Origin of the sequence: Labrenzia sp. OB1, from assembly GCF_001624695.1 — a bacterium.
Lineage (GTDB): Bacteria > Pseudomonadota > Alphaproteobacteria > Rhizobiales > Stappiaceae > Roseibium.
The window spans coordinates 325,973-347,078 of sequence record NZ_JSEP01000002.1; the positions used below are offsets into that span (position 1 = coordinate 325,973).

Here is a 21,106-nt window from a genome sequence, read left to right on the forward strand (position 1 = left end):
CGAACTCGAATCGGTTGAGGAAGGCTTGCTGTTTGGCTGGCGCTGGAGAAAGCGGCGCTTTGCGCCCGCTTTGTGGGACAATGATTTAATATATGAGTTTATGAGTCAAGTATTAAAAAGCCGAATTCACCAATGATTTCAGCACAAAATGGTTTGGGTGTTTGGGAGAACGCTCATGCCTGACACATTTCGTCTCGTGCGTGGGCGCACTTCCGCTTTTCCAGAGCCGACAAAATCTCAAGCCCTGCCTTGTCGAAACCGGAGTTAGTCGGCCTGGCGTCCGCGCGGCCAGATAACGCCGGCCGCATAAGTCAGGAAAACGCCGACAAGCGTCGCCGCGAGGCCGAACCAGGTGAGGGCGTAGCCGAGATGATCGTTCTTGAAGCGAACAATGGTTTCGCCCGCCTGCGGCAGGCCACCCTGCGGAGTAAAGCCCGCGTCGAGGTCGATGCTGTAGGGCGCCAGGACATCAGGGGCGATGCCAAGAACCTCTCCCATGGCCTGGGTATCGCGGGCGAACCAGATGTTGTCGGAGGGGTCCGTCTCCGGCGTCGTCCAGTTCGGTTTTTCGCTGAGACGCAATAGACCGGTGAGCTCCATCCGACCTTGCGGGAGGACCAGAGCCGGCTCGCGGCGCGCACTCTCAAGGTCCTGAGGCAGGAACCCGCGATTGACGAGAACAACCCAGCCATCGACGGTTTCAAAGGGCGCGTAAGTCATCACACCCGGCCCGCCAAAAGGCCCGGCCGGGTCGCTCAAGGCGTTATAGTAGAAAACCGCACCTTGTAGAAACGCACCTGTCACGCTGACATGGCGATAGTCGTCTGCCTCGGCGAGACCCTGCCAATTCGACGGCCCCGGCGCACCCACGGGCGCTTTTGAGACGCCTTCTTCCACCTGCACGATCAGGCTCTCTTTCCACGCCAGCCGGTCGAGCTGCCAGAAACCCAGCTTGAGAAGCACCAGCAAGGCCAGTGCCGCAGCAATGAAGGGAATGAAAAGTTTTCGAATTGGCCCCATGACGGGATCTGCTTTCATGCGTGGTGTGCTGGTTTGACGTCAGGCGTCGCGGCCGTCATCAAGGCGGCCTTCCTCGGCCTTGTGGCGGAACTGCTGGGCAATCATCAGGCCCTTCAAGGGGCGCAGGACGCCGGCCGCAAGAATGACCGTCAGCGGCAGCCACAAGATAAGGTGAACCCATATCGGCGGCTGAAAGCTGAGTTCGACGAACAGCACCAGACCGACAACAATGAATCCGACAATCATGATGACGAAGACGGCCGGACCGTCGCCGCTGTCGGCAAAGGAAAAATCCTGACCGCAGGCCATGCAGGACTTTTTCACCGACAGGAACCCGTCAAACAGCTTTCCCTGTCCGCAACGCGGGCATTTTCCGGAAAGACCCGCGGACACCGGATTGACCGGTGGAAAGTGCGCCTTGTCTTCCATGACCTGCCTCTTGAATTGTTGCGTAAACGAAAACGCCCGATCCGGCTGCCGGATCGGGCGTGTTCACGACCCTGATGATACCGCCCAGGAGTATCCTGCGTCCCGGCGGGACGCCGAATGCCCTAGTGAGCGGCCGGCGTACCTGCGCCCCAGATGTAGATCGAGACGAACAGGAACAGCCAGACAACGTCGACGAAGTGCCAGTACCAGGCGGCGGCTTCGAAGCCGAAATGCTTTTCGACGGTGAACTGGCCCATCATCGCGCGGATCAGGCAGACCAGCAGGAAGATTGTTCCGACAACGACGTGGAAGCCGTGGAAGCCGGTCGCCATGAAGAACGTCGCGCCATAGATGTTGCCGTCGAATGCGAAGGCCGCGTGGGCATACTCGTAAACCTGGCAGATGGTGAAAAGCACGCCGAGAATGACCGTCAGCGTCAGGCCCCATTTCAGGCCTTCACGGTCGTCATGCAACATGGCGTGGTGCGCCCAGGTGACCGTGGTGCCGGAGCACAGCAGGATCAGCGTGTTGAGCAGCGGCAGATGCCAGGGGTCGAAGGTCTCGATACCCTCCGGCGGCCAGATACCTCCCGTTGCTTCGACACGTGCGAACTGGATCGCCTCGCCGGTAAACAGCGATGCATCGAAATAGGCCCAGAACCAGGCTACGAAGAACATCACTTCCGAGGCGATAAAGAGCAGCATGCCGTAGCGCAGATGCAGGGATACCACACGGGTGTGATGGCCTTCGTTGGCTTCGCGAATGGTATCGCGCCACCAGCCGAACATCACATACAGAACAATCGCCAAACCGATGGCAAACAGGCCCCAACCGGTCAGATCGATGCCGAACAGCACGAACTCCGTTCCATTGCCGTATTTCATGAAGCCAATGGCCCCGAGCGCCATGATAAATGCGCCGACGGACGCAATGAACGGCCACGGGCTCGGATCCACCAGGTGGTAATCGTGGTTATTGGTATGTGCCTCAGCCATCGGCAAGCTCCCCAAACACAGTCATCTCAAGCGCAGCGCGCGCGATTGCTTACAAGTTCGTTTCAGCAGCGGGTTTGTCTGCCCGCGCCGCAACAGGACGTTCCGGTTGTTCTACCGGGAAGAAGGTGTAGGACAAAGTGATTTCCTTCACCGATTTCAGTTCCGGATCGTTGTCCATTTCCGGGTCGACAAAAAAGACGACCGGCATTTCTACATGTTCGCCGGCTTCAAGCTTCTGCTCGGTAAAGCAGAAACATTCCAGCTTGTTGAAATAGATACCCGCAGTCGGTGGCGACACATTGAAGGTCGAGGTTCCGAAGGTCGGCCCCGTACCCATATTCGTCGCCTCATAGGCAAGCTGGGCTGTCTCGCCCATCTTCAGCGTGACGGAACGCTGCACCGGACGGAACTTCCAGGGCAGCGCGTGATTGACGTTGCCGTCGAAACGCACGGTGATCATCCGGTCGATGATCAGATCGCTTTCCGTATCCGCGACCTGTGTCGTCCCTCCGAAGCCCGTCACGCGGCAGAACAGATTGTAGAGTGGCACCGCCGCATAGGCGGCGCCCACCATCATGGCGAACACACCCACACAGGCAATCGCGACCTTGCGATTGCTGCGGGACAGGGTTTGTGTGTTCTCTCCTGTGCTCACGGTCTTTTCCCTCAAAGCGCCCGGTCCATGACACTCGGACCCAGCTTGACGATGGTAACCACGTAGAAAAGGACGACAAGCGCTCCCAGAACCACCGCGATCGCGATCGATCTTGAGCGGCGCTTCTTTTTCTGCTCGTCCGTCAACGTGATGCCCTGATCTCCCTCAGCCATCGGTTCAGACTCCCGTGACCAGACTTTCACCCAGAAGCAGGGCGAAAAGCATGAACAGATAGAAGATGGAATATTTGAACAGACGTACACAGGCCAAACGCGCCGCGTCGCCGTCCCGCTTGCGCCACACATCGGCGGCCAGGGCCACGAAGGCCAATCCGAGCAGCACCGCGGACACGCCGTAAACCGGACCGGCGAAGCCGAGAAGGTAAGGCGCGACGCCGACCGGCGCCAAAAGAACGGAATAGACCAGAATGTGATGCCGCGTGCTGGTTTCTCCGGCGACCACGGGCAGCATCGGAACGCCTGCCGCGCGATAATCCACGCTCTTGAACAGGGCCAGAGCCCAGAAATGCGGCGGTGTCCACATGAAGATGATCAGGAAGAGGACGAAGCTCTCCAGACTGACCGACCCGGTGACCGAAGCCCAGCCTACCATGGGTGGAAAGGCGCCGGCTGCGCCGCCGATGACGATGTTCTGCGGTGTCGAGCGCTTCAGCCACATGGTATAGACGATCACGTAGAAGAAGATCGTGAAGGCCAGAAAGGCGCCCGCGAACCAGTTGATCAGCAGGCCGAGGGTGACCACGGAGCCGATCGACAGGGTAATTCCAAAGGCAAAGGCCTCGTTACCGGTGACTTTTCCGGACGGGATGGGCCGGTTGCGGGTGCGCGACATGATCCGGTCGATATCGGCGTCGTACCACATGTTAAGGGCGCCGGACGCCCCTGCTCCTATGGCGATGCACAGGATCGCGACCGCGCCGAGCACCGGGTGCACGGAACCGGGAGCAAGCATCAGGCCGACGAAAGCGGTGAAGATCACCAGCGACATGACACGCGGCTTCAGCAGCGCCACATAGTCGCCTACAGACCCCATACCACCGTCCCAGACGGAACTGTCCTGGCTGATCGTATCCTGGCGCTCAACGAGCGACATGGGCGTGTCCTTTGACTTCTTGTTTCAGCTTGCGCGTTGAAAGGAGCGCAATGGGCGGCACATCGCCCGGGCAGTCTTTTTCAAGTCATACACCGCGCCGGGGTCCGGCGCGGTGCGTATTTCAATCTGGAGGACAGATCCTCCGGCCGCAGATCACTTGATGCGCGGCAGGGTTTCGAACTGGTGGAACGGCGGCGGTGAAGACAGCGTCCATTCCAGTGTCGTCGCACCTTCACCCCACGGATTGTTGCCGACTGCACGTTTCTTGGCGAAAGCCTCGACGATACCGAAGAGGAACACCAGAACCGCGAAGGCGGAAATGTAGGATCCGATGGAAGACACGAAGTTCCAGCCGGCCAGAGCGTCCGGGTAATCGACATAGCGACGCGGCATGCCGTTGAGACCCAGGAAGTGCTGCGGGAAGAACACCAGGTTCACACCGATGAAGGTGATCCAGAAATGGGCCTTGCCGATCGTCTCGTTGTACATGTAGCCGAACATTTTCGGGAACCAGTAGTACCACGCCGCGAAGATCGCGAAGACGGCCCCCAGAGACAGCACGTAGTGGAAGTGAGCCACCACATAGTAGGTGTCGTGGTAGGCCCGGTCGAGACCGGCATTGGCGAGCTGCACACCTGTCACACCACCGACGGTGAACAGGAAGATGAAGCCGACCGCCCAGACCATCGGCGTCTTGAACTCGATGGAACCGCCCCACATGGTGGCAATCCACGAGAAGATCTTGACCCCGGTCGGAACCGCGATCACCATGGTGGCCGCCACGAAGTAGGCCTGGGTGTCAGCCGACATGCCGACGGTGTACATGTGGTGAGCCCACACGATGAAGCCGACGACGCCGATGGCAACCATGGCATAGGCCATTCCGAGGTAACCGAAGATCGGTTTGCGGGCGAAGGTGGAAATGATGTGGCTGATGATGCCGAAGCCCGGCAGGATCAGGATGTACACTTCCGGATGGCCGAAGAACCAGAACAGGTGCTGGAACAGGATCGGATCGCCGCCGCCTGCCGGATCGAAGAAGGTGGTTCCGAAGTTCCGGTCGGTCAGCAGCATGGTGATGGCGCCTGCAAGAACCGGCAGGGCCAGAAGCAGCAGGAACGCGGTGATCAGCACAGACCAGGCAAACAGCGGCATCTTGTGCATGGTCATGCCGGGGGCACGCATGTTGAAGATGGTCGTGATGAAGTTGATCGCACCCAGGATGGACGACGCCCCTGCAATGTGCAGCGACAGGATCGCCAGATCCATGGCCGGGCCGGGCTGGCCGGAAGTCGAAAGCGGCGGATAGATGGTCCAGCCACCGCCGACGCCGTTGGCGCCCGGAGGTCCCTCAACGAAGAGCGAGAGGAGCAGAAGCAGGAAGGCCGGCGGAAGAAGCCAGAAGGAGATGTTGTTCATGCGCGGGAACGCCATGTCCGGCGCACCGATCATGATCGGCACGAAGTAGTTGGCATATCCACCGATCATGGCGGGCATGACCATGAAGAAGATCATGATCAGACCGTGCGCGGTCGTGAAGACGTTGAACATATGCGGATTGGAGAAGAACTGCATCCCCGGTTCCTGCAGTTCAAGTCGCATGCCGACGCTGAGTGCGCCGCCGATGATCCCAGCAACAATCGCGAAGATGAGATACATCACGCCGATGTCTTTGTGGTTGGTCGAATAGACGTACCGGCGCCATCCTGTCGGATGGCCGTGTGCAACATGCGCTTCGGTCGCAGCCATTTTCGGCTCCCTCTCTAGTCGTTCTCAGCGGCGCTGCGTGTCATCGCGCGCATCGCCCAATAGGTTCGCCGCCACGTTATTTCGTGGCGACGGAGATTTCTTCCAGCTTGCCCTTCACAGCGAGCTTCTTGTCCGCTGCGATCGACGCCAAAAGCTGTTCGTTGGCGGTATCCAGATCGTCCTGGGCAGCTGCGGCCCAGGCCTCGAACTGACCCGAGTTCACAACGCGGATGGCGATCGGCATGAAGGCGTGATCCTTACCGCACAGTTCAGAACACTGGCCGTAATAGACGCCTTCCTCGCGGGCATGGAACCAGGTTTCGTTCAACCGGCCCGGGATCGCATCGACTTTAACGCCGAAGGACGGCATCGCAAAGGAGTGGATCACATCCTCGGACGTCACCTGCATTCTCACGGTGGTGTCCACCGGAATGACGAGATCGTAATCGACGGCCAGCAGACGCGGCACTTCTGCCAGGGAGACGCCACGCGCATCGGCGACAGCCTGGCGCTCGTCGTTCTGAATCATCAGGGAGTCGAAGTAGAGCTCGCCCATCCCTTCATCGGTGTATTCATATCCCCAGTACCACTGATAGCCGGTGGCCTTGATGGTCATGTCGTATTCCGGAATGTCCAGCTGCTTGTAGAGCAAACGGAACGACGGGATCGCGATCACGACCAGGATCAGGATGGGAGCTATCGTCCAGACCACCTCGATCATCGTGTTGTGCGAGGTGCGCGACGGTACCGGGTTGGATTTCACACCGAAGCGGAAAATGCAGATCATCAGCAGCACAAGCACCATCAGTGTGACAACCGTGATGATGATCAGGGTGAAATCGTTGAACCAGGTGATATCGTCCATCACACCTGTCACGGATTTCTGAAACCCGAGCTGCCACTCTTTCATGCCGGATTCAGCTGCCAGGGCCGCTGTGGACACTCCAGCAATTGTCGCCGCCAATCCGGCTATAGTCATGAGACGCTTGAAGACTGCCTTCACGTCCGCGCTCCCTTCCCTCAGCCGCATGAAATGCGGCACATACGTTAAGCACCGGTTTCAGGTCCCGGTCCAATCCAGTGCGGAGTAACGGGCTTAGCAAAGCTTCGCAAGCCAATTTTGCCGCGTCCGATCCTCGGACAGGATAATCAGATTGCCGGAACTATAACCACAAACTGGTATCAAGGGCGATGGCTACAATTGGCCAGAGCGGCGATCTGCCGCATCATCCCAACGACACCTCTATGCCGCACAAAAACCACAAGATAAGCCGGTCCGCAACGGAATTTCCTACTTTTCACAGAGGCTAAACACCCGTGCAGGATTGAGGGGCATCAAGGACAGGCGGATTTTCGACAAAAAAACCGCCTATTCATAGGCTTCCCACTCCGGTGAGACTGGAATCACGCGCCGTCATGCGGCAATGTCTGGCCGGGATAACACCATGATTCGCGAAAATGGACGCTTATATCGGAGCGGCCGGCTCTCAACGGATCGGACATTGATTGACTGGAGGATTTCTTGTCAGCGCATTCGCCTAAGCCCAATTCCGCTCGCCCGGCCGGGCGCTCCAGGTCGATTTTGTTCAGAATCACCGCAGCTGCGGGAATCGCTCTTGCCTCCTTCGCGCAGGGCGCGCTTCCCGCACTGGCGCAGGGAGAGGTGCGCTCCGCACACGGAGACTGGCAGATGCGCTGCGATACGCCTCCAGGCTCCGCCAGCGAGCAATGCGCGCTGATCCAGAATGTCACGGCAGCGGATCGGGAAAATGTCGGTCTTTCGGTGATCATTCTCAAAACCGCCGACAAGCAGGCGCGCATCCTCAGGGTGCTGGCACCGCTCGGTGTGCTGCTGCCATCGGGCCTCGGGCTGCGTGTCGACAACGCCGATATCGGACGCGCAGGCTTCGTCCGGTGTCTGCCGAACGGCTGTATCGCCGAGGTGATCCTCGAGGAAGATCTGCTCTCGAAACTGCAGACCGGATCTCAGGCGACCTTCATCATCTTCCAGACTCCCGAAGAAGGCATCGGCATCCCGATTTCCCTGAACGGGTTTTCCGCCGGTTTCGCAGCCCTTCCCTGACAGCCGGGCCATTCACGCGAAAATCAAAATCGCAAGCAACGAAAGGCGCCGCATCGGCGTCTTTGGCTTCTGAAAGCCCTTCTGTTCGCCATCCCGGACGCGGCATAGTGAAGATCCGGGCCCCACTCGCGGTGCTGGTTGCTGAAGAAGTGGTGAGTCCATGGCTTTGTCACCAGGGTCAGACACCGTACCGGCGCCTTTATTCCTTGGGGAGGTCCTGCTCGTCCTTCGCGGACTTGCGCGGTGTCACCTGGTGAAGACGGTCGGCGCCGGCGAAAATGCCGTCGGAAAGCTGCATCGCCAGACGCTCATCGTCCCGGTAACGCACGTCCTCCTCGATCTGATCGATCCTGTCCAGCGGCGTTCCCAGCGCTTCCAGCGCCGCACGGCCGAACACGACACTCGATTCGAAGGTCTCGCGAACCTGGAAATCCACGCCACGCCTGGTGAGGTCCAGCACATGCGCCCGATCCGTTGCCCGACAGAAGATCAAGGTGTCCGGGAATCCTTCGCGGACAAGATCGATGGCCTTGGCCATAACCTTGTCGTTCTCGATGCACATGGCGACAAGCGCCGCCTTGCCTGCACCCGCTGCTGCAAGGACGTCGGCACGGGTCGCATCGCCGTAATAGACCTTGTAGCCCTGTTTTCGGGCGTAGGCGATACGGTCCGGCCGGTTGTCGATGGCCGTGATTTCAAGCCCCTCCGACGTGAGGATCTGCGCGACGACCATGCCGAACCGGCCAAAGCCGATCACCAGAACGGCGGGTGTCGCCTCCTCGAAGGTCTCGATCGAGGGATTTTCCACACCCCGGGCCTTCACCCTGGCCGCAAGCCTGTCGAGACCGAGGCAGGCAACAGGCGTCAACAGCATCGTCAGAATGACAATCGCGGTCAGGAGATTCGCCGTCTGATAGTCCAGCAACTGGCTGCCGACGGCGGCGGTGAACAGAACGAAGGCGAACTCCCCTCCCTGCGGTAGGGTCACGGCGATACGCAGGGCATCGGAGTTCGGCGATCCGGTCACGCGGGAAAGGCTCCAGAGAAATCCCCCCTTGACCAGCATGACGATGGCGACGCCGGCGGCGACGATCTCCCAGTTCTTGCCGACAAGGGAGACATCGAGCGACATGCCGACCGCGACGAAGAAAAGCCCCATGAGCAGGGAGCGGAAGGGTTCGATATCGGCTTCAAGCGTATGGCGGAAGCTGGACTCGGCCAGCAGAACACCGGCCAGGAACGCGCCCAGCGCCATGGACAGTCCCACAGCGTGGACAATGCCCGCGCTGCCCAGCGCAACCAGCAGCGCGGCGGAGAGCATGACCTCCCTGGCACGGCTTGCCGCCAGCAAATGGAAAATCGGAGATATCAGATAGCGCCCCGCCAGAACCACCGCGGCGACTGCGGCCGAAACGGTGAATACCTCGCGGCCGATATCGGCAAGGGTAGCCGGCCCTTCCCCAGCTGCCAGAATGGCAACCATCGCCAGAAGCGGAACAATGGCGATGTCCTGAAGCAACAGGATGCCGAATGCCCGCTGGCCGTAGGCGGAAGACAATTGCCCGCGTTCCTGCAGGATCTGCAAGGCAAAGGCCGTTGAGGACAATGCAAGACCGAACCCGGCGATAAGCGCGGTCGAAAACGGATAGCCGGCATACCGGCCTACGGCGAAGAGCGTCAGACCGGTCAGCAGAACCTGCGCCGTTCCAAGTCCGAAGATATCCCGTTTCATCCGCCAGAGCTTTTGCGGGTCCAGTTCGAGGCCTATCACGAAAAGAAGCAGAACAACGCCAAGTTCGGCGACATGCAGCACGTCTTCGCCCGATCCCAGGAGGCGTAGGCCATGCGGCCCGATCATCGCACCGGCCGCCAGGTAACCGACCACCGAACCGAGCCCAAGGCGCTTGGCAATTGGAACAGCCACAACTGTCGCCGCCAGAAACACTATCGATTCAGCGAAAAACGGAGGTGCACCTTCTGAGGCCATTCTCTCTCCCCGGATCAGCTTTTTGCATGTGGATCGCATCCATGCAGGCAGTTGATCGACTTCGAAATATCAAGGAAATGCCGCCGCTTTCCACCTGGGACGGACCCGGCGCATTTTCGTTCTGCAAAGGATACGCGCTTCGACGTTAATAAATCCAGCTCGGCAGTCAGGAATGCGTCTTCATGTCCCTTAAAGGCAGCTCCTAAGCCCGGACCGGCGGAATCCGGAAGTCAAGCCAGTCCGACCCGATGCAGAAAGCCCTTCAAGCTCTCCGCGGCAGAAAAGACGTGACCTTGAAGTCCTGCCTGTTCCGCGCCTGCCACATTTTCGGGCCTGTCATCCACGAAAACGCTTTCCTCCGGCTTATAGCCGTATCTTTCACAGAGCCGCACATAGACAAGCGGATCTGGTTTCCGGCACTGAAACTCTGCGGAGACATGCGCCTTGTCTCCGAAAATTTCAACCGCTTCGGGTGCACAAACCGGTAAGGCCGCCTTGAGCATCATACCGTTGTTGGTCAGCAGAGCGACATCGGCGTGTTTCTTGATATCGCGCACCATCTCAAGGACACCCGGGCGCGGGCGCATCATCTTTCGGCGGATGTCCACCCAGGTGTCGAAATCGATGGGATAATCCAGCAGCCTGGCGAACTGGGCGAGATAGCCCTCCGCCGTATCCGGAATTCCCGCTTCCGCAGCGTTCTCATGCGGCCCGCCCCAGATCGCGGCATCAATGTCGGCCGCGGCTCTGCCGGTCAGTTGTTCCAGCAAAGCAAGCCGCGTCCGGTGCTCGTAATCGTAGAGCACCTGGTCCATGTCGAATATCGCGAATTTGACGCCCGCCACGATCCCGTCCGCCGTCGTCAGACCGCCGTTCCCCCGACCGTCAGCCCGTTGATGCGCATGGACGGCTGACCGACACCGACCGGCACACCCTGCCCCTGCTTGCCGCAGGTGCCCATACCGGGGTCGAGCTCCATGTCGTTGCCGATCATGGTAACCCGTGTCAGCGCATCGGGCCCGTTGCCGATCAGCATCGCCCCCTTGACCGGAGCTCCGACCTTGCCGTTTTCGACCCTGTAGGCCTCGGTGCAGGAAAAGACGAACTTGCCCGAGGTGATGTCGACCTGTCCGCCGCCGAATGAGACTGCGTAGATGCCGTCCTTGACGGACCGCAGGATTTCCTCGGGGTCCTTGTCGCCGGCCATCATGACAGTGTTGGTCATGCGCGGCATCGGAATATGCGCATAGGACTGGCGGCGGCCGTTTCCGGTCGGCTCCATGCCCATCAGGCGCGCGTTCTGGCGGTCCTGCATGTAACCCTTGAGGATCCCGTCCTCGATCAGCATGGTCCGGCCGGCCGGTGTTCCCTCGTCATCGACGGTCAGGGATCCACGCCGGTCCGGGATAGTGCCGTCATCGACAATGGTGACGCCCGGCGATGCGACGCGCTGGCCCATCAGACCGGCGAAGGCGGAGGTCTTCTTGCGGTTGAAATCGCCTTCCAGACCATGCCCCACCGCCTCATGCAATAGAATGCCGGGCCAGCCGGGGCCGAGAACGACATCGAGGGTGCCGGCAGGTGCCGGAACGGCTTCCAGGTTGACCAGCGCCTGACGCAGCGCCTCATCCACACCGCCCTGCCAGTTTTCCGTGGTGATGAAGCGGCCGAAACCCTCACGGCCGCCACAGCCGAAGGAACCGCTTTCCTGGCGTTCGTCGTTGCCCGCGACAACCGAGATGCTGAGGCGGACCATCGGACGGACATCGCGCACAAGATGGCCGTCAGCGCGCAGGATCTCGACCACCTGCCAGGAACCGGCCAGCGACGCGGACACCTGACGCACCCGCGGGTCCTTCGCCCGCGCATAGGCGTCGATTTCCTGCAGCAGCTTGACCTTATCCTCGAAGCTCGGTCCGCCAAGAGGATTGGCGTCGGTATAAAGCGATTGATTGGTTCTGGACGGAGCCGTGGCGTAGCTGCCCGAGTATCCCTTCTTGACCGCGCTTACGGCCTCGGCGGCCCGTTTCAGGGCTCCCTCGGAAATGTCACCCGCATGAGCATAACCGGCGGCTTCACCGGCCACGGAACGCAGGCCGAACCCCTGGGCCGTATCGTAATTGGCCCCCTTCAGGCGGCCGTTGTCGAACACCAGCCCTTCGCTCTGCCGGTATTCGACAAAAAGCTCACCGTCATCGGCGCCGGAAAGAGCCTCGGCGGTAATCCGCTTGGCCGTTTCCAGGCCCAGGCCGGAACTTTCGATGAGATCGTTGGTGGAAATTGTCATGCGCGCGTCCTGTCTGCCTCCGGCCTGCCTTGGCGTGTTCACGGGTCGATATGCAATCGCTGCGACCCGGTTTCACTCAGCTGCAATAACCGGAGTTGTTATCGCTGGTTTATCCCCAACATAGGGTTTCTGACGCATAAATCATCCGAAAATCTTCGAATTCCACTTGCGAAAATTTATACCTGAATATAAAGCTCATATTAATGTTGCAGTGCAAAATATACGTACCGCGTTTCCTTCGCCGACAATTTCGGCCTGCTGCAAACCATCCCGGAAGGCGCTTTGCCTGCAAGAGGATACAAAAGGGTGCAAGACCATGTCCTCATCAGATGACCTTCCCCAGATTCTGTCTTTTCACGCTCTTGCCGCGACGCGTGGCGACGGGCTGCATCCACTGCTGGCAAAGGTTCTCGCCCGGTCCGGGCCGGTTTCCGGTCCGCCGCCGCCGTCCGAACAGAACGACGCGAATATCGTCCGGCCGCAGTTCGGAGTCACAATGACCGAACGGGCCGCTCCTTCCAGAAAAGACGCAAAGCCACGCTGATCCGGTTCCCGGAGACCGGCGAAGTAAAGACCGGCCTCACCGCCCGGAAGCCGTGAAAGAGCCACGCCGCTTGCCCTGAAACCTTGTTTTGGCTTAGAAGGTGCTGTCGTTAGACTGTCTGGAACCGATCAGATGATGAACCGTTACGAAAACCCGCGCATTCCGAGCGAAGCCCGCGTCCGGTATCTGGACGGCGACTACCAGGTGGAGACACCGGGAACATTCGTGCGCTGCGCCGTGACAGGCACCGCAATTCCGCTGGATGAGCTGAAATACTGGTCCGTCGAGCGTCAGGAAGCCTATGTCGATGCAAAGGCCTCCATTACGCGGTATCTGGAAACGAAGTCCGCTTAACCGCGACACGCTCCGGGAGCCGAGACCTAGGCCTGCTGGTGGAATGTGCGATTGCGCAACGTTTCCTTGATCAGGCCCATCAACCTGTCCTCGTCGTCGATCTCCATTCGCACTTCGAGCACCCGAGCTGACGACGCGATCCAGTGGAACAGTTCGCCTTCCGACGTTTCCAGCCTCACCATATCCTTCGCCGTCGTAACGAGCTGCAGCCCGGCCTCTTCCGCTTCCGTCAGAAGGGCGCGCACATCGGCTTCTGTATAAGGGTGATGGTCGGCAAAGGCGCGGGTCTGTTTCACCTGATAACCAAGCTCTTTCAGCGACGCGAAAAACTTTTGCGGCCGTCCGATCCCCGCGAAAGCGAAGAGTTTGCGTCCCTCGAGCTCTCCGTCAGGCTGCGGCCGCAGATGAGCATGCAGGATCGGCAAGGCCTTGCGCCCGGCAAGATGGGCCGCCTCCTCGGCGGCATCGCCCTCTCCCACCAGCACAAGACAGTCGGTCTTGAGGATCTGCTTGTGTGCCGGGGCGCGCAGCGGACCTGCCGGAAGACAGAAGCCATTGCCGAAGCCGGTGGCGCAATCGACCAGCACGAGGCTGAGATCCTTGGCAAGGGCGGGATTTTGAAACCCGTCATCCATCAACAGCACATCGACCGGTTGCTCTTGCGCAAGAGCCGCGCCCGCCGGGCGGTCGCGGGAAATCACCGTTGGCCCGTAGCGCGCCAGAAGCAGCGCCTCATCCCCGACATCGGCGGCATCGTGAAGGTCCGCGGCCACCAGCAGCGGTCCCTTTTCGCTGCCGCCATAGCCGCGCAAGAGAAACCCGGGCCGATAGCCTTCTTCCCGTAACCTGTAGGCAAGTTCAATCGCGAAAGGGGTTTTTCCGGCGCCGCCAACCACGAAATTGCCGATACAGATGACCGGCAACCCGCTCTTTTCCTTCGCTCTTGCAAGCATCCGGCGACCGGCGACCAGACCGTAGATCCAGCCGACGGGAGCCAGAAACAGCGCCATGGGAGAAAGTCCCGGTTTCCACCAGAAGTCAGGCGCTTTGCTCACGCTCCGCCTCCGGTTCCCGCCTATCGGCGCGATCTTTCAGATAGGGCTGCAGCAAGAACAGGATCTTCTCCTTGGCACCCCTGCCGGCATCGACAAGAGCCCTTGCCAGCCCAGCCTGCCGGCGCGCCTCTTCCGGCCGGTGCAGCAGACCGGCGACAAGATCCGCCAGATCTTCGGGCCGTGCCCCCCGCACAGCCGCCTTGCCTGACCAGAACTCTTTGTAGAGCGCGCGTGCATTGGCCACTTGCGGTCCGGTGACAAGCGCGGACCCGCAAAGCGCCGCTTCCACCGGGTTGTGCCCGCCGGCGTCCGTAAAAGACCCGCCGAGAAATGTCACCGGCGCAAGTTTGTAGAACAGTCCCATCTCGCCAAGTGTATCGCCAAGATAGACCCTTGTGGACGGGTTTATTTTCTCTCCCGTACTGCGGCAGGTGCAGGTCAGGCCATGTGACCCGATCAGTTCCGCGATATCACCGGCACGGGCCGGGTGGCGCGGCACCAGAATCAGCAGCAGTTCGGGAAACTCCGTCAGGAGCTTTTCGCAAGCCCTTAGGACAATCGTATCCTCACCCGGATGGGTCAGCGCCGCCAGCCAGACGGGCCGGCCACCGATCTGCGTGCGAAGCTCGTGAATTTCGGTTTCCGCCACCTCGGGCACATTCGCGTCGAACTTCAGGTTGCCGGGTATTTCCACCCTTTTGCAGCCAAGCCGGCGGAAGCGTTCCGCGTCGGCGGCGCTTTGCGCCAGCACCAGGTCCAGACATTCAAAAATATATCGGGAAGCTCGCGGAAACCTTGACCAGTTTCTGTGAGACCCGTCGGAAAGACGGCCGTTCAGCAATATGAAAGGCACTTGGCGGGTCTTCAATTCGTCGAACTGGCACGGCCAGATCTCCGATTCGACAACCATCGCGAGGTCGGGGGACCAGTGATCGAGAAACCGGGCCAGCGGCCCCGGCGCATCGTAGGGAACAAACTGATGACAAGCGCCTTGCGGAAGCCGTTTTGCAGCAATCTCGGCCGCCGTGACGGTAACAGTCGTCAGCAGCACCCTGTTGCCCGAAGCGCACAAGGTTTCGATCAGCGGCAGGACAGACATGGTCTCACCGACGCTCGCCGCATGGATCCAAATGAGAAATCCGGAGGGGCGCTCGTTTTGCGGCCGGCCGAAACGCTCGCCCTTCCTTTGCACGATCTCCTTGCCGGAGCGACTGCGCCACCAGAAGAGAAGGTGGAACAGGGGCGTCAGGGCCCGGGAAAGACCCCGGTAGGCACTGATGAGCAAGGGGCGCCGCCCGACCTGCATATCTCCCACTCCTTAACCTCCAGCGCTTCAGTTCACACCCTAGGTCCCGGACGTCTCAACCCTGCCGACAAGTTCATAGGCACGTGCGGTGACCGTATTGAGGCTGTCCTCGACGTGTTGGCGGCAGACTTCCAGGTCCTCATCCCCGGCTTCGGCCGGAACCCGGATCAGCTCGCCCACGGCAATACTGCCACGCCCGAAAGGAAGGTTCACGCTCGCCTTGTCCCAGCTGTTGAGTTCGATGCTGCGGCTGGTCGCCACCGCGACAGGCAGGATCGGACAGCCGGAATGTTTCGCCAATTGCACGATGCCGACGCCGGACTTGCGCGCCGGTCCCTTGGGAATATCGGCAGTCATGGCGATCGTATATCCGTCCTTCAGGGCTCTCAGCGCTTCGATGAAACCGCGCATGCCGCCACGCTTCCTGATCTGGCGGGCGTTTCTGCCGCCCGATGCCCGGATCAGGCCGAGCCCGAGCTTGCGAGCCGCAATGGCGTTGACCTCGCCGTCGGCGGATCGCGATATCATCACCTTCGCCGGCCAATCAGCCGGTTTGGCAAAGGGCACCATGAAATGCTGACCGTGCCACATGGCGACGATAACCGGCAGATCCGGTTCCGTCTTGTCGTAGATCCCTGGCGGGTCCAGCACAAAGCGATTGGTGCGTTTGACCAGCTTCAGATAGGCAGCGAGCAAAGTGCCCACACCTGACAAAACCCAGGGATGGCGGCCGAGGCGTTTGATCATTTTTCTTATCGCCCGAAGAAACGGCTGCTCAGTCGTCCGTATCCGGATTGAGCAGGCGATGCATGTGAACAATGAAATAACGCATATGCGCGTTATCGACTGTGGACTGAGCCTTCGACTTCCAGACCTTGTAGGCTTCGGCATAGTTCGGGTAGATGCCGACGACATCAAGGGCGTCCAGATCGCGGAAGGTCAGGCCTTCCGGCGACTCCAGTTCACCGCCGAACACAAGATGCAAAAGCTGCTTCGGGGTGTCTTTGTCACTCATGAATATCCTCGCTGTTCGTCAATCCGCAGCTCATTTGATCAGGATTCCGAGCGCGTCGCGCACAGGCCCGATCAGCACCTGAGGAGCTGCGACCAAAGCCGGGTGACCCGGCTTCGCGCGGTTGTAAATCAGGTGCTGTCCGGACAGGTCGGTCAGATGGCCGCCTGCTTCCTGCACCAAAAGATCGGCCGCCGCAAGGTCCCAGTCACTCGGCCCTCCCCGGGCCGCGCCGACATCGACCCGTCCCGCCGCCACGATTGCAAGGCGGTAGGCGAGCGAGCGCAAGATATCCGCGCCGACAAATCCGGCCGCAATCACGTCCTGATTGGCCACAATCGAATGGGGACCTGTCAAGCTGGCCCCCTGGATGTCGGCCTGTCCGGACACCGACATCCGCTGGCCGTTGAGCCAGGCTCCGCCACCGGTGCTTGCCAGAAACATTTCCTCGCGGAGCGGGCAGAAAACAGCTCCGGCCGTCGGACGGCCATTTTCAACAACGGCAATCGACACCGTCCATTCGTTGCCACCGGCAAGGAAGGCGCGTGTGCCGTCAATCGGGTCGACGATGAACACCCGTTCGCAGTCGAGACGCCGCCGGTCGTCCGCAGTTTCCTCCGACAACCATCCGTAATCCGGACGCGCGGTGCGCAGTTCGTCCGCGAGGAAACTGTCGACGGCAAGGTCCGCTTCCGAGACGGGCGACTTGTTGCCCTTGAACCAGGTTTCAGGATCCCGGCCGAAATAGCTCAGAGCCAGTTCCCCAGCCTGCCGCGCGGCCGTTTCCAGCAGGCGCATGTCCGTCCCGGGAGCGGGATTGCCTTCGTCAGTTTCCGGCAAGAGCCATTCCTTCGATCATGATCGACGGTGTCGCGGTCGAGTAGCGGTTGTCCAGATCGCTGCCCGGCACCAGCCGCCTGAACATGTCGTTGAGATTGCCGGCAATGGTGATCTCGCTGACGGGCTCGACGATTTCGCCTTTTTCAAACCAGAATCCTGCGGCACCGCGGGAATAGTCGCCGGTCAGGCCGTTGACGCCATGGCCGATGAGATCGGTGACCAGCAGTCCCTCCCCGGCTTCGGCCATAAGCTCTTCAAGGCTCTTGTCGCCCGGCATCAGGGTGATGTTGGTTCCGCCCGGAGATGTTCCGCTGCCACCGCGATGGGCTCGGCCGTTGGGCTTCAGACCTAGCTCGCGCGCCGTCGCCCCATCCAGGAACCAGTGCTGCAGCACGCCGTCGCCGATGACGTCAAGGACCTCGGCCTTTGTGCCTTCGCCGTCGAACGGGCGTGTTGCGGCGCCGCGGCGCTTGAACGGATCGTCGACCACCTGAATGCCAGAGGCGAAAATCTGCTCGCCCATCCTGTCCTTCAGAAAACTGGTCTTGCGCGCGATCGAGGCGCCGTTGATCGCCCCTGCCAGATGACCGAGAATGCTGCGGGCCGCGCGCGATTCATAAATGACGTTGGTGGTCCGGGTGGACAGCTTCTGCGGATTGAGCCGCCGCACAGCTCTTTCGCCCGCTCTTCGGCCGATCTCCGCCGGCGATTCCAGATCCTCGAAATAGGTCCGGCTGTCGAAGTCGTAATCGCGCTCCATGGCCGTGCCGTCGCCGGCAACCGCGGTCATGGACATGCCGTAGCGCGATGAGATGTAGGAGCCCTGGAAGCCGTGGCTGGTGGCCAGAACCACACCACCCAGACGCCAGGACGCACCCGCGCCGCCGGATTTGCTGACCCCTGCGACGGCGAGACCGGCAGCTTCGGCTTCCAGCGCGATCTCGCTCAGGTCCTCGGCCGTCATCTCTTTGGTGTCGAGCAGATCCAGTACCGGAAAGTCCTTCACCAGCAGATCCGGATCCGCAAGGCCGGCATAGGGGTCTTCCGGGGCCACCTTCGCCATGGCGACGGCACGTTCGGCAAGGCCTGCCGGATCGTCCAGACGGTTGGCCGAAACTGCGGCGGTGTGTTTGCCGACGAAGACGCGCAGCGTGACGTCGTCGCCTTCCGCACGCTCGGTTTCCTCAACCTTGCCCTCCCTGACGTCCACGCCCAGGGACACCCCCGTGACCGCCACAGCGTCACAGGCATCCGCCCCGGCCTTGCGGGCCGCTTCCACCAGACGCGCAGCCCGTGACTGCAATTCGCTTTGATCAATCAGTTCCGACATCAGGTCCGCCTTTTTGCTCCGGCAGTTATTTACGCTTCGCACCGGCAGCCTGCAACCGCCGGGGCAGGTTCCCAACAGCCTGTGCCATTCCGGCTCCCTTCGAAAGGGATAAATCCGCCTGTCCCCACAGGACAATAACGCGATCCGGTTCTTTAAATTCAGATCGCGCGTCACTTCAACCCATACAAGCCCCCCACTCCTGCAGGAGGCTGCCGCTTGCGCGCCCGTCGTCGGCTTGCCTAGGGCGTAAACTCATAAATGAAGACGAAATGGCATGGGAAATGGCGAAACCCCGCTAGGAAGCGTGAGATGAGCGGGCTTCCTGCCCGGTCAAGCATGCTGACGACACGGGGTGAAGCCATTTCCATGTCCTTCGGATTTGACCGAAGTGGTCCTCCTCTGCGTCGCGAAAGGCTTCAAAATGAACCACATTTCCTGCGCTTTCGCTCCTTGATGAAGACCAATTCGCCTCAAACCATTTCATCTTCATTTATGAGTTTACGCCCTAGTTGAAAACTCATCCATGAGTTGTGTTTACCGCCTTCTGCCACACATGTGAATCAGGCGTTACCTCTCCGCTTACATTCCAGTAACCCTCTTTAAAATCAGACTTTTTTAACCGTGTCTCTTAAGTGCTTCACGACCTTTCTGATCTACATTCTGGCCATCGAGAGACCAAAAGGTCCGGTGGAGAGTCATTTGAGACGTCAAACAGAAAAACAGGAAACGGCAGCAACCGGGGGTGGCGCGCAAGCGATGCCACATCCCGGTTGCCTGCCGGCCCACTTCCAGCAACGACTGGAATCAAGGCCGGGAACCGCTGCTCTTCCTTCAGATATAAGTCTTGATCGCGACAGGGCGATCATCAGGCGCCGGGTTGCCGGCGTTCCGGTTACCGTCGTCGTTCCCACACCCGGTTTCGACGGCGTCATGGTACGGATCGTTCCGGGGGCTGCTCCCGGGGACATCATGGCGGCGCTGATCCTGAAACACCCCGACAGCGCATTGTCGATCACACTTGCGGAAACCGAAACCTCGGACGAACTTGCCGCGCTCTGGAGCCGCTGGGCCCAGACGCTGAATCTGCCGATGCTGGTGTGTGACCTGGGCGGCAAGGTGAAACCAATCGACGCCTACAGCGCCAAATCTTCGGCAAATCCGGCTCCGCGCCGCAAGCTTCGCCTCCTGACAGGTCGCCGCCCGCGCTTTCTCAACAAACGCCTGCCAGGGCGTCCGGCAGAGGTGATGGCTGTCCATGCAGACGAACGCGAAATTATCGCGCGGAACTGACGCGCCAAAGGACTAACAGGCTTATCGCCATGCACGAGGGGCTCCGCAGCGCGGGGCCTTTCTTTGTTTCCCGCGCTCTTACAGCCACCCGATCAGCGCGTCGGTGCAAAACCCTGCGAACAGGATCCAGCCGTAAGTGGTGTTGGAGCGGAAGAGCTTCAGGCACTGGTCACCGTCGTCGATGTCCAGAACGATGACCTGCCAGCCGAGATGGACGACACCGGCCACAATGCCCAGGAACGCGGCCGGGCCTGCGTCGGCGGCGGTGGCGGCCAGCATGAACAGTCCGGTGGCGGCAGCGTAGAGCAGGATCAGGGCCGGTTTGGTGCGCGTGCCGAACAGCCGCGCCGTCGACCTGACACCGACCAGCGCGTCGTCCTCCTTATCCTGATGGGCATAGATGGTGTCGTAGCCGATGGTCCAGCAGATGCCGCCGAGATAAAGCAGGACGGGAGCCCAGCCCAGTGATCCGAACACAGCCGCCCAGCCCATCAGTGCCCCCCAGGAAAACGCGAAGCCAAGAAAAAGCTGCGGCCAGTTGGTGACGCGTTTCATGAACGGGTAGATGGCGACGAGGATCAGCGAGGCGACGCCGAGACCTATTGAGAAGCTGTTGAACTGCAGCAGGACAGCCAGTCCGACCACGGCTTGCAGCAGGAGAAAAAGCCTCGCCTGGTTTTTCGTCACCTGCCCGGCCGGAATCGGCCGGGAGCGGGTGCGCGCGACCTTGGTGTCGATGTCCACGTCGACAATATCATTATAGGTGCAGCCTGCCCCGCGCATCGCCACGGCGCCGACCAGAAAAAGAACGAGATGCCACAGGTTCGGCCAGCCGTTGCCGGCTGCAATCGCGGCAAGGGCCGCGGACCACCAGCACGGCCAGAGCAGCAGCCACCAGCCGATGGGCCGTTCCCAGCGGGCCAGCCGCGCATAGGGGCGCAAGGCCGCCGGAAGACGCGTGTCGACCCAATGCTGCTTCACCGCATCGGCGACCGGCCCTGTGTCCTTGGTTGAAAAAAACATCTTCCTGCCCATCCGAGAGTCGCAGTTCCGGCGG

The 21,106-nt window shown here is 60.5% G+C and carries 22 protein-coding genes; 4 read left to right on the forward strand and 18 right to left on the reverse strand.

Annotated elements, in window-relative coordinates; translation table 11 throughout:
- Positions 1-264: 264 nt before the first annotated feature.
- The 8 genes from OA90_RS03760 to coxB all read right to left on the reverse strand — a co-directional run bounded on the left by OA90_RS03760 (position 265) and on the right by coxB (position 6,940).
- Positions 265-1,038 (reverse strand): SURF1 family protein, encoded by a 774-nt coding sequence (locus OA90_RS03760; RefSeq protein WP_068407344.1) that lies wholly within the window; start codon positions 1,036-1,038, stop codon positions 265-267.
- Positions 1,039-1,059: 21 nt separating this feature from the next.
- Positions 1,060-1,449 carry a DUF983 domain-containing protein gene (locus OA90_RS03765; protein WP_068407347.1) on the reverse strand — a complete coding sequence of 130 codons (390 nt, stop codon included), beginning with the start codon at positions 1,447-1,449 and terminating at the stop codon, positions 1,060-1,062.
- Positions 1,450-1,571: 122 nt separating this feature from the next.
- A complete protein-coding gene (locus OA90_RS03770; protein ID WP_068407350.1) occupies positions 1,572-2,444 on the reverse strand; it encodes a cytochrome c oxidase subunit 3 in 873 nt (290 codons plus the stop codon).
- A 49-nt stretch (positions 2,445-2,493) separates the two neighbouring features.
- Complete coding sequence (locus tag OA90_RS03775) at positions 2,494-3,099, reverse strand: cytochrome c oxidase assembly protein (RefSeq protein WP_068407353.1); 606 nt, start codon at positions 3,097-3,099, stop codon at positions 2,494-2,496.
- A gap of 11 nt (positions 3,100-3,110) precedes the next feature.
- Positions 3,111-3,272 carry a hypothetical protein gene (locus OA90_RS28960; protein ID WP_199823593.1) on the reverse strand — a complete coding sequence of 54 codons (162 nt, stop codon included), beginning with the start codon at positions 3,270-3,272 and terminating at the stop codon, positions 3,111-3,113.
- 4 nt (positions 3,273-3,276) lie between these two features.
- Positions 3,277-4,212 carry a heme o synthase gene (locus tag OA90_RS03780; protein WP_068407356.1) on the reverse strand — a complete coding sequence of 312 codons (936 nt, stop codon included), beginning with the start codon at positions 4,210-4,212 and terminating at the stop codon, positions 3,277-3,279.
- A gap of 153 nt (positions 4,213-4,365) precedes the next feature.
- Positions 4,366-5,961, reverse strand: coding sequence for a cytochrome c oxidase subunit I (gene ctaD, locus OA90_RS03785; RefSeq protein WP_068407359.1), 1,596 nt, complete (start codon positions 5,959-5,961; stop codon positions 4,366-4,368).
- Positions 5,962-6,037: 76 nt separating this feature from the next.
- Positions 6,038-6,940, reverse strand: a complete 903-nt coding sequence (coxB, locus tag OA90_RS03790) for a cytochrome c oxidase subunit II (protein WP_068407858.1) — start codon at positions 6,938-6,940, stop codon at positions 6,038-6,040.
- A 612-nt stretch (positions 6,941-7,552) separates the two neighbouring features.
- Here coxB and OA90_RS03795 point away from each other — a divergent pair.
- Entirely contained in the window at positions 7,553-8,044 is a 492-nt protein-coding gene (locus tag OA90_RS03795) for an invasion associated locus B family protein (RefSeq protein ID WP_068407861.1), read from the forward strand.
- Positions 8,045-8,243: 199 nt separating this feature from the next.
- Here the strand turns inward: OA90_RS03795 and OA90_RS03800 are convergent, their stop codons facing one another.
- The 3 genes from OA90_RS03800 to tldD all read right to left on the reverse strand — a co-directional run bounded on the left by OA90_RS03800 (position 8,244) and on the right by tldD (position 12,318).
- Entirely contained in the window at positions 8,244-10,031 is a 1,788-nt protein-coding gene (locus tag OA90_RS03800) for a monovalent cation:proton antiporter-2 (CPA2) family protein (RefSeq protein ID WP_068407362.1), read from the reverse strand.
- A 230-nt stretch (positions 10,032-10,261) separates the two neighbouring features.
- Positions 10,262-10,876 (reverse strand): HAD-IA family hydrolase, encoded by a 615-nt coding sequence (locus OA90_RS03805; RefSeq protein WP_156510371.1) that lies wholly within the window; start codon positions 10,874-10,876, stop codon positions 10,262-10,264.
- Positions 10,877-10,893: 17 nt separating this feature from the next.
- Positions 10,894-12,318 (reverse strand): metalloprotease TldD, encoded by a 1,425-nt coding sequence (tldD, locus tag OA90_RS03810; RefSeq protein ID WP_068407867.1) that lies wholly within the window; start codon positions 12,316-12,318, stop codon positions 10,894-10,896.
- Positions 12,319-12,634: 316 nt separating this feature from the next.
- On the opposite strand from tldD, the gene OA90_RS03815 reads away from it, so the two are divergent.
- Both OA90_RS03815 and OA90_RS03820 read left to right on the forward strand, forming a co-directional pair.
- Positions 12,635-12,862 carry a hypothetical protein gene (locus tag OA90_RS03815; RefSeq protein WP_068407364.1) on the forward strand — a complete coding sequence of 76 codons (228 nt, stop codon included), beginning with the start codon at positions 12,635-12,637 and terminating at the stop codon, positions 12,860-12,862.
- A gap of 132 nt (positions 12,863-12,994) precedes the next feature.
- A complete protein-coding gene (locus tag OA90_RS03820; protein ID WP_068407367.1) occupies positions 12,995-13,216 on the forward strand; it encodes a DUF2093 domain-containing protein in 222 nt (73 codons plus the stop codon).
- 26 nt (positions 13,217-13,242) lie between these two features.
- On the opposite strand, the gene lpxK is transcribed toward OA90_RS03820, so the two are convergent.
- Genes lpxK through OA90_RS03850 form a run of 6 tightly spaced genes read right to left on the reverse strand, consistent with a single transcriptional unit; the run spans position 13,243 to position 18,759 of the window.
- The gene (gene lpxK, locus OA90_RS03825) at positions 13,243-14,271 is read right to left on the reverse strand and encodes a tetraacyldisaccharide 4'-kinase (RefSeq protein WP_082836821.1); all 1,029 of its coding nucleotides are present in this window, start codon (positions 14,269-14,271) and stop codon (positions 13,243-13,245) included.
- Positions 14,255-15,577: a 3-deoxy-D-manno-octulosonic acid transferase gene (locus tag OA90_RS03830; RefSeq protein ID WP_068407373.1), complete on the reverse strand. Its 1,323-nt coding sequence runs from the start codon at positions 15,575-15,577 to the stop codon at positions 14,255-14,257. The genes lpxK and OA90_RS03830 overlap by 17 nt, the downstream gene beginning before the upstream one ends.
- A gap of 39 nt (positions 15,578-15,616) precedes the next feature.
- Positions 15,617-16,324 carry a lysophospholipid acyltransferase family protein gene (locus tag OA90_RS03835; RefSeq protein ID WP_068407375.1) on the reverse strand — a complete coding sequence of 236 codons (708 nt, stop codon included), beginning with the start codon at positions 16,322-16,324 and terminating at the stop codon, positions 15,617-15,619.
- Positions 16,325-16,352: 28 nt separating this feature from the next.
- On the reverse strand, positions 16,353-16,592 hold the full coding sequence (locus OA90_RS03840; RefSeq protein WP_068407379.1) for a DUF4170 domain-containing protein: 240 nt from the start codon (positions 16,590-16,592) through the stop codon (positions 16,353-16,355).
- A gap of 30 nt (positions 16,593-16,622) precedes the next feature.
- Positions 16,623-17,429, reverse strand: coding sequence for a 3'(2'),5'-bisphosphate nucleotidase CysQ (locus OA90_RS03845; protein WP_347876829.1), 807 nt, complete (start codon positions 17,427-17,429; stop codon positions 16,623-16,625).
- Positions 17,416-18,759 (reverse strand): TldD/PmbA family protein, encoded by a 1,344-nt coding sequence (locus OA90_RS03850; protein WP_068407385.1) that lies wholly within the window; start codon positions 18,757-18,759, stop codon positions 17,416-17,418. Before OA90_RS03850 ends, OA90_RS03845 begins: the two co-directional genes overlap by 14 nt.
- 699 nt (positions 18,760-19,458) lie before the next feature.
- Here OA90_RS03850 and OA90_RS03855 point away from each other — a divergent pair.
- Positions 19,459-20,049: a DUF6101 family protein gene (locus tag OA90_RS03855; protein WP_208985957.1), complete on the forward strand. Its 591-nt coding sequence runs from the start codon at positions 19,459-19,461 to the stop codon at positions 20,047-20,049.
- Positions 20,050-20,127: 78 nt separating this feature from the next.
- Here the strand turns inward: OA90_RS03855 and ubiA are convergent, their stop codons facing one another.
- Positions 20,128-21,072, reverse strand: coding sequence for a 4-hydroxybenzoate octaprenyltransferase (ubiA, locus tag OA90_RS03860; protein ID WP_082836838.1), 945 nt, complete (start codon positions 21,070-21,072; stop codon positions 20,128-20,130).
- Positions 21,073-21,106: the final 34 nt, after the last annotated feature.

Excerpts from the sequence above, each read along its gene's own strand:
- OA90_RS03835 (WP_068407375.1), bottom strand. The coding sequence starts at position 16,324 with ATGATCAAACGCCTCGGCCGCCATCCCTGGGTTTTGTCAGGTGTGGGC.
- OA90_RS03830 (WP_068407373.1), bottom strand. The coding sequence starts at position 15,577 with ATGCAGGTCGGGCGGCGCCCCTTGCTCATCAGTGCCTACCGGGGTCTT.
- OA90_RS03800 (WP_068407362.1), bottom strand. The coding sequence starts at position 10,031 with ATGGCCTCAGAAGGTGCACCTCCGTTTTTCGCTGAATCGATAGTGTTT.
- OA90_RS03780 (WP_068407356.1), bottom strand. The coding sequence starts at position 4,212 with ATGTCGCTCGTTGAGCGCCAGGATACGATCAGCCAGGACAGTTCCGTC.
- OA90_RS03770 (WP_068407350.1), bottom strand. The coding sequence starts at position 2,444 with ATGGCTGAGGCACATACCAATAACCACGATTACCACCTGGTGGATCCG.
- OA90_RS03840 (WP_068407379.1), bottom strand. The coding sequence starts at position 16,592 with ATGAGTGACAAAGACACCCCGAAGCAGCTTTTGCATCTTGTGTTCGGC.
- OA90_RS28960 (WP_199823593.1), bottom strand. The coding sequence starts at position 3,272 with ATGGCTGAGGGAGATCAGGGCATCACGTTGACGGACGAGCAGAAAAAG.
- coxB (WP_068407858.1), bottom strand. The coding sequence starts at position 6,940 with ATGACTATAGCCGGATTGGCGGCGACAATTGCTGGAGTGTCCACAGCG.
- OA90_RS03820 (WP_068407367.1), top strand. The coding sequence starts at position 12,995 with ATGATGAACCGTTACGAAAACCCGCGCATTCCGAGCGAAGCCCGCGTC.
- OA90_RS03850 (WP_068407385.1), bottom strand. The coding sequence starts at position 18,759 with ATGTCGGAACTGATTGATCAAAGCGAATTGCAGTCACGGGCTGCGCGT.
- tldD (WP_068407867.1), bottom strand. The coding sequence starts at position 12,318 with ATGACAATTTCCACCAACGATCTCATCGAAAGTTCCGGCCTGGGCCTG.
- OA90_RS03760 (WP_068407344.1), bottom strand. The coding sequence starts at position 1,038 with ATGAAAGCAGATCCCGTCATGGGGCCAATTCGAAAACTTTTCATTCCC.
- OA90_RS03815 (WP_068407364.1), top strand. The coding sequence starts at position 12,635 with ATGTCCTCATCAGATGACCTTCCCCAGATTCTGTCTTTTCACGCTCTT.
- ubiA (WP_082836838.1), bottom strand. The coding sequence starts at position 21,072 with ATGTTTTTTTCAACCAAGGACACAGGGCCGGTCGCCGATGCGGTGAAG.
- ctaD (WP_068407359.1), bottom strand. The coding sequence starts at position 5,961 with ATGGCTGCGACCGAAGCGCATGTTGCACACGGCCATCCGACAGGATGG.
- OA90_RS03765 (WP_068407347.1), bottom strand. The coding sequence starts at position 1,449 with ATGGAAGACAAGGCGCACTTTCCACCGGTCAATCCGGTGTCCGCGGGT.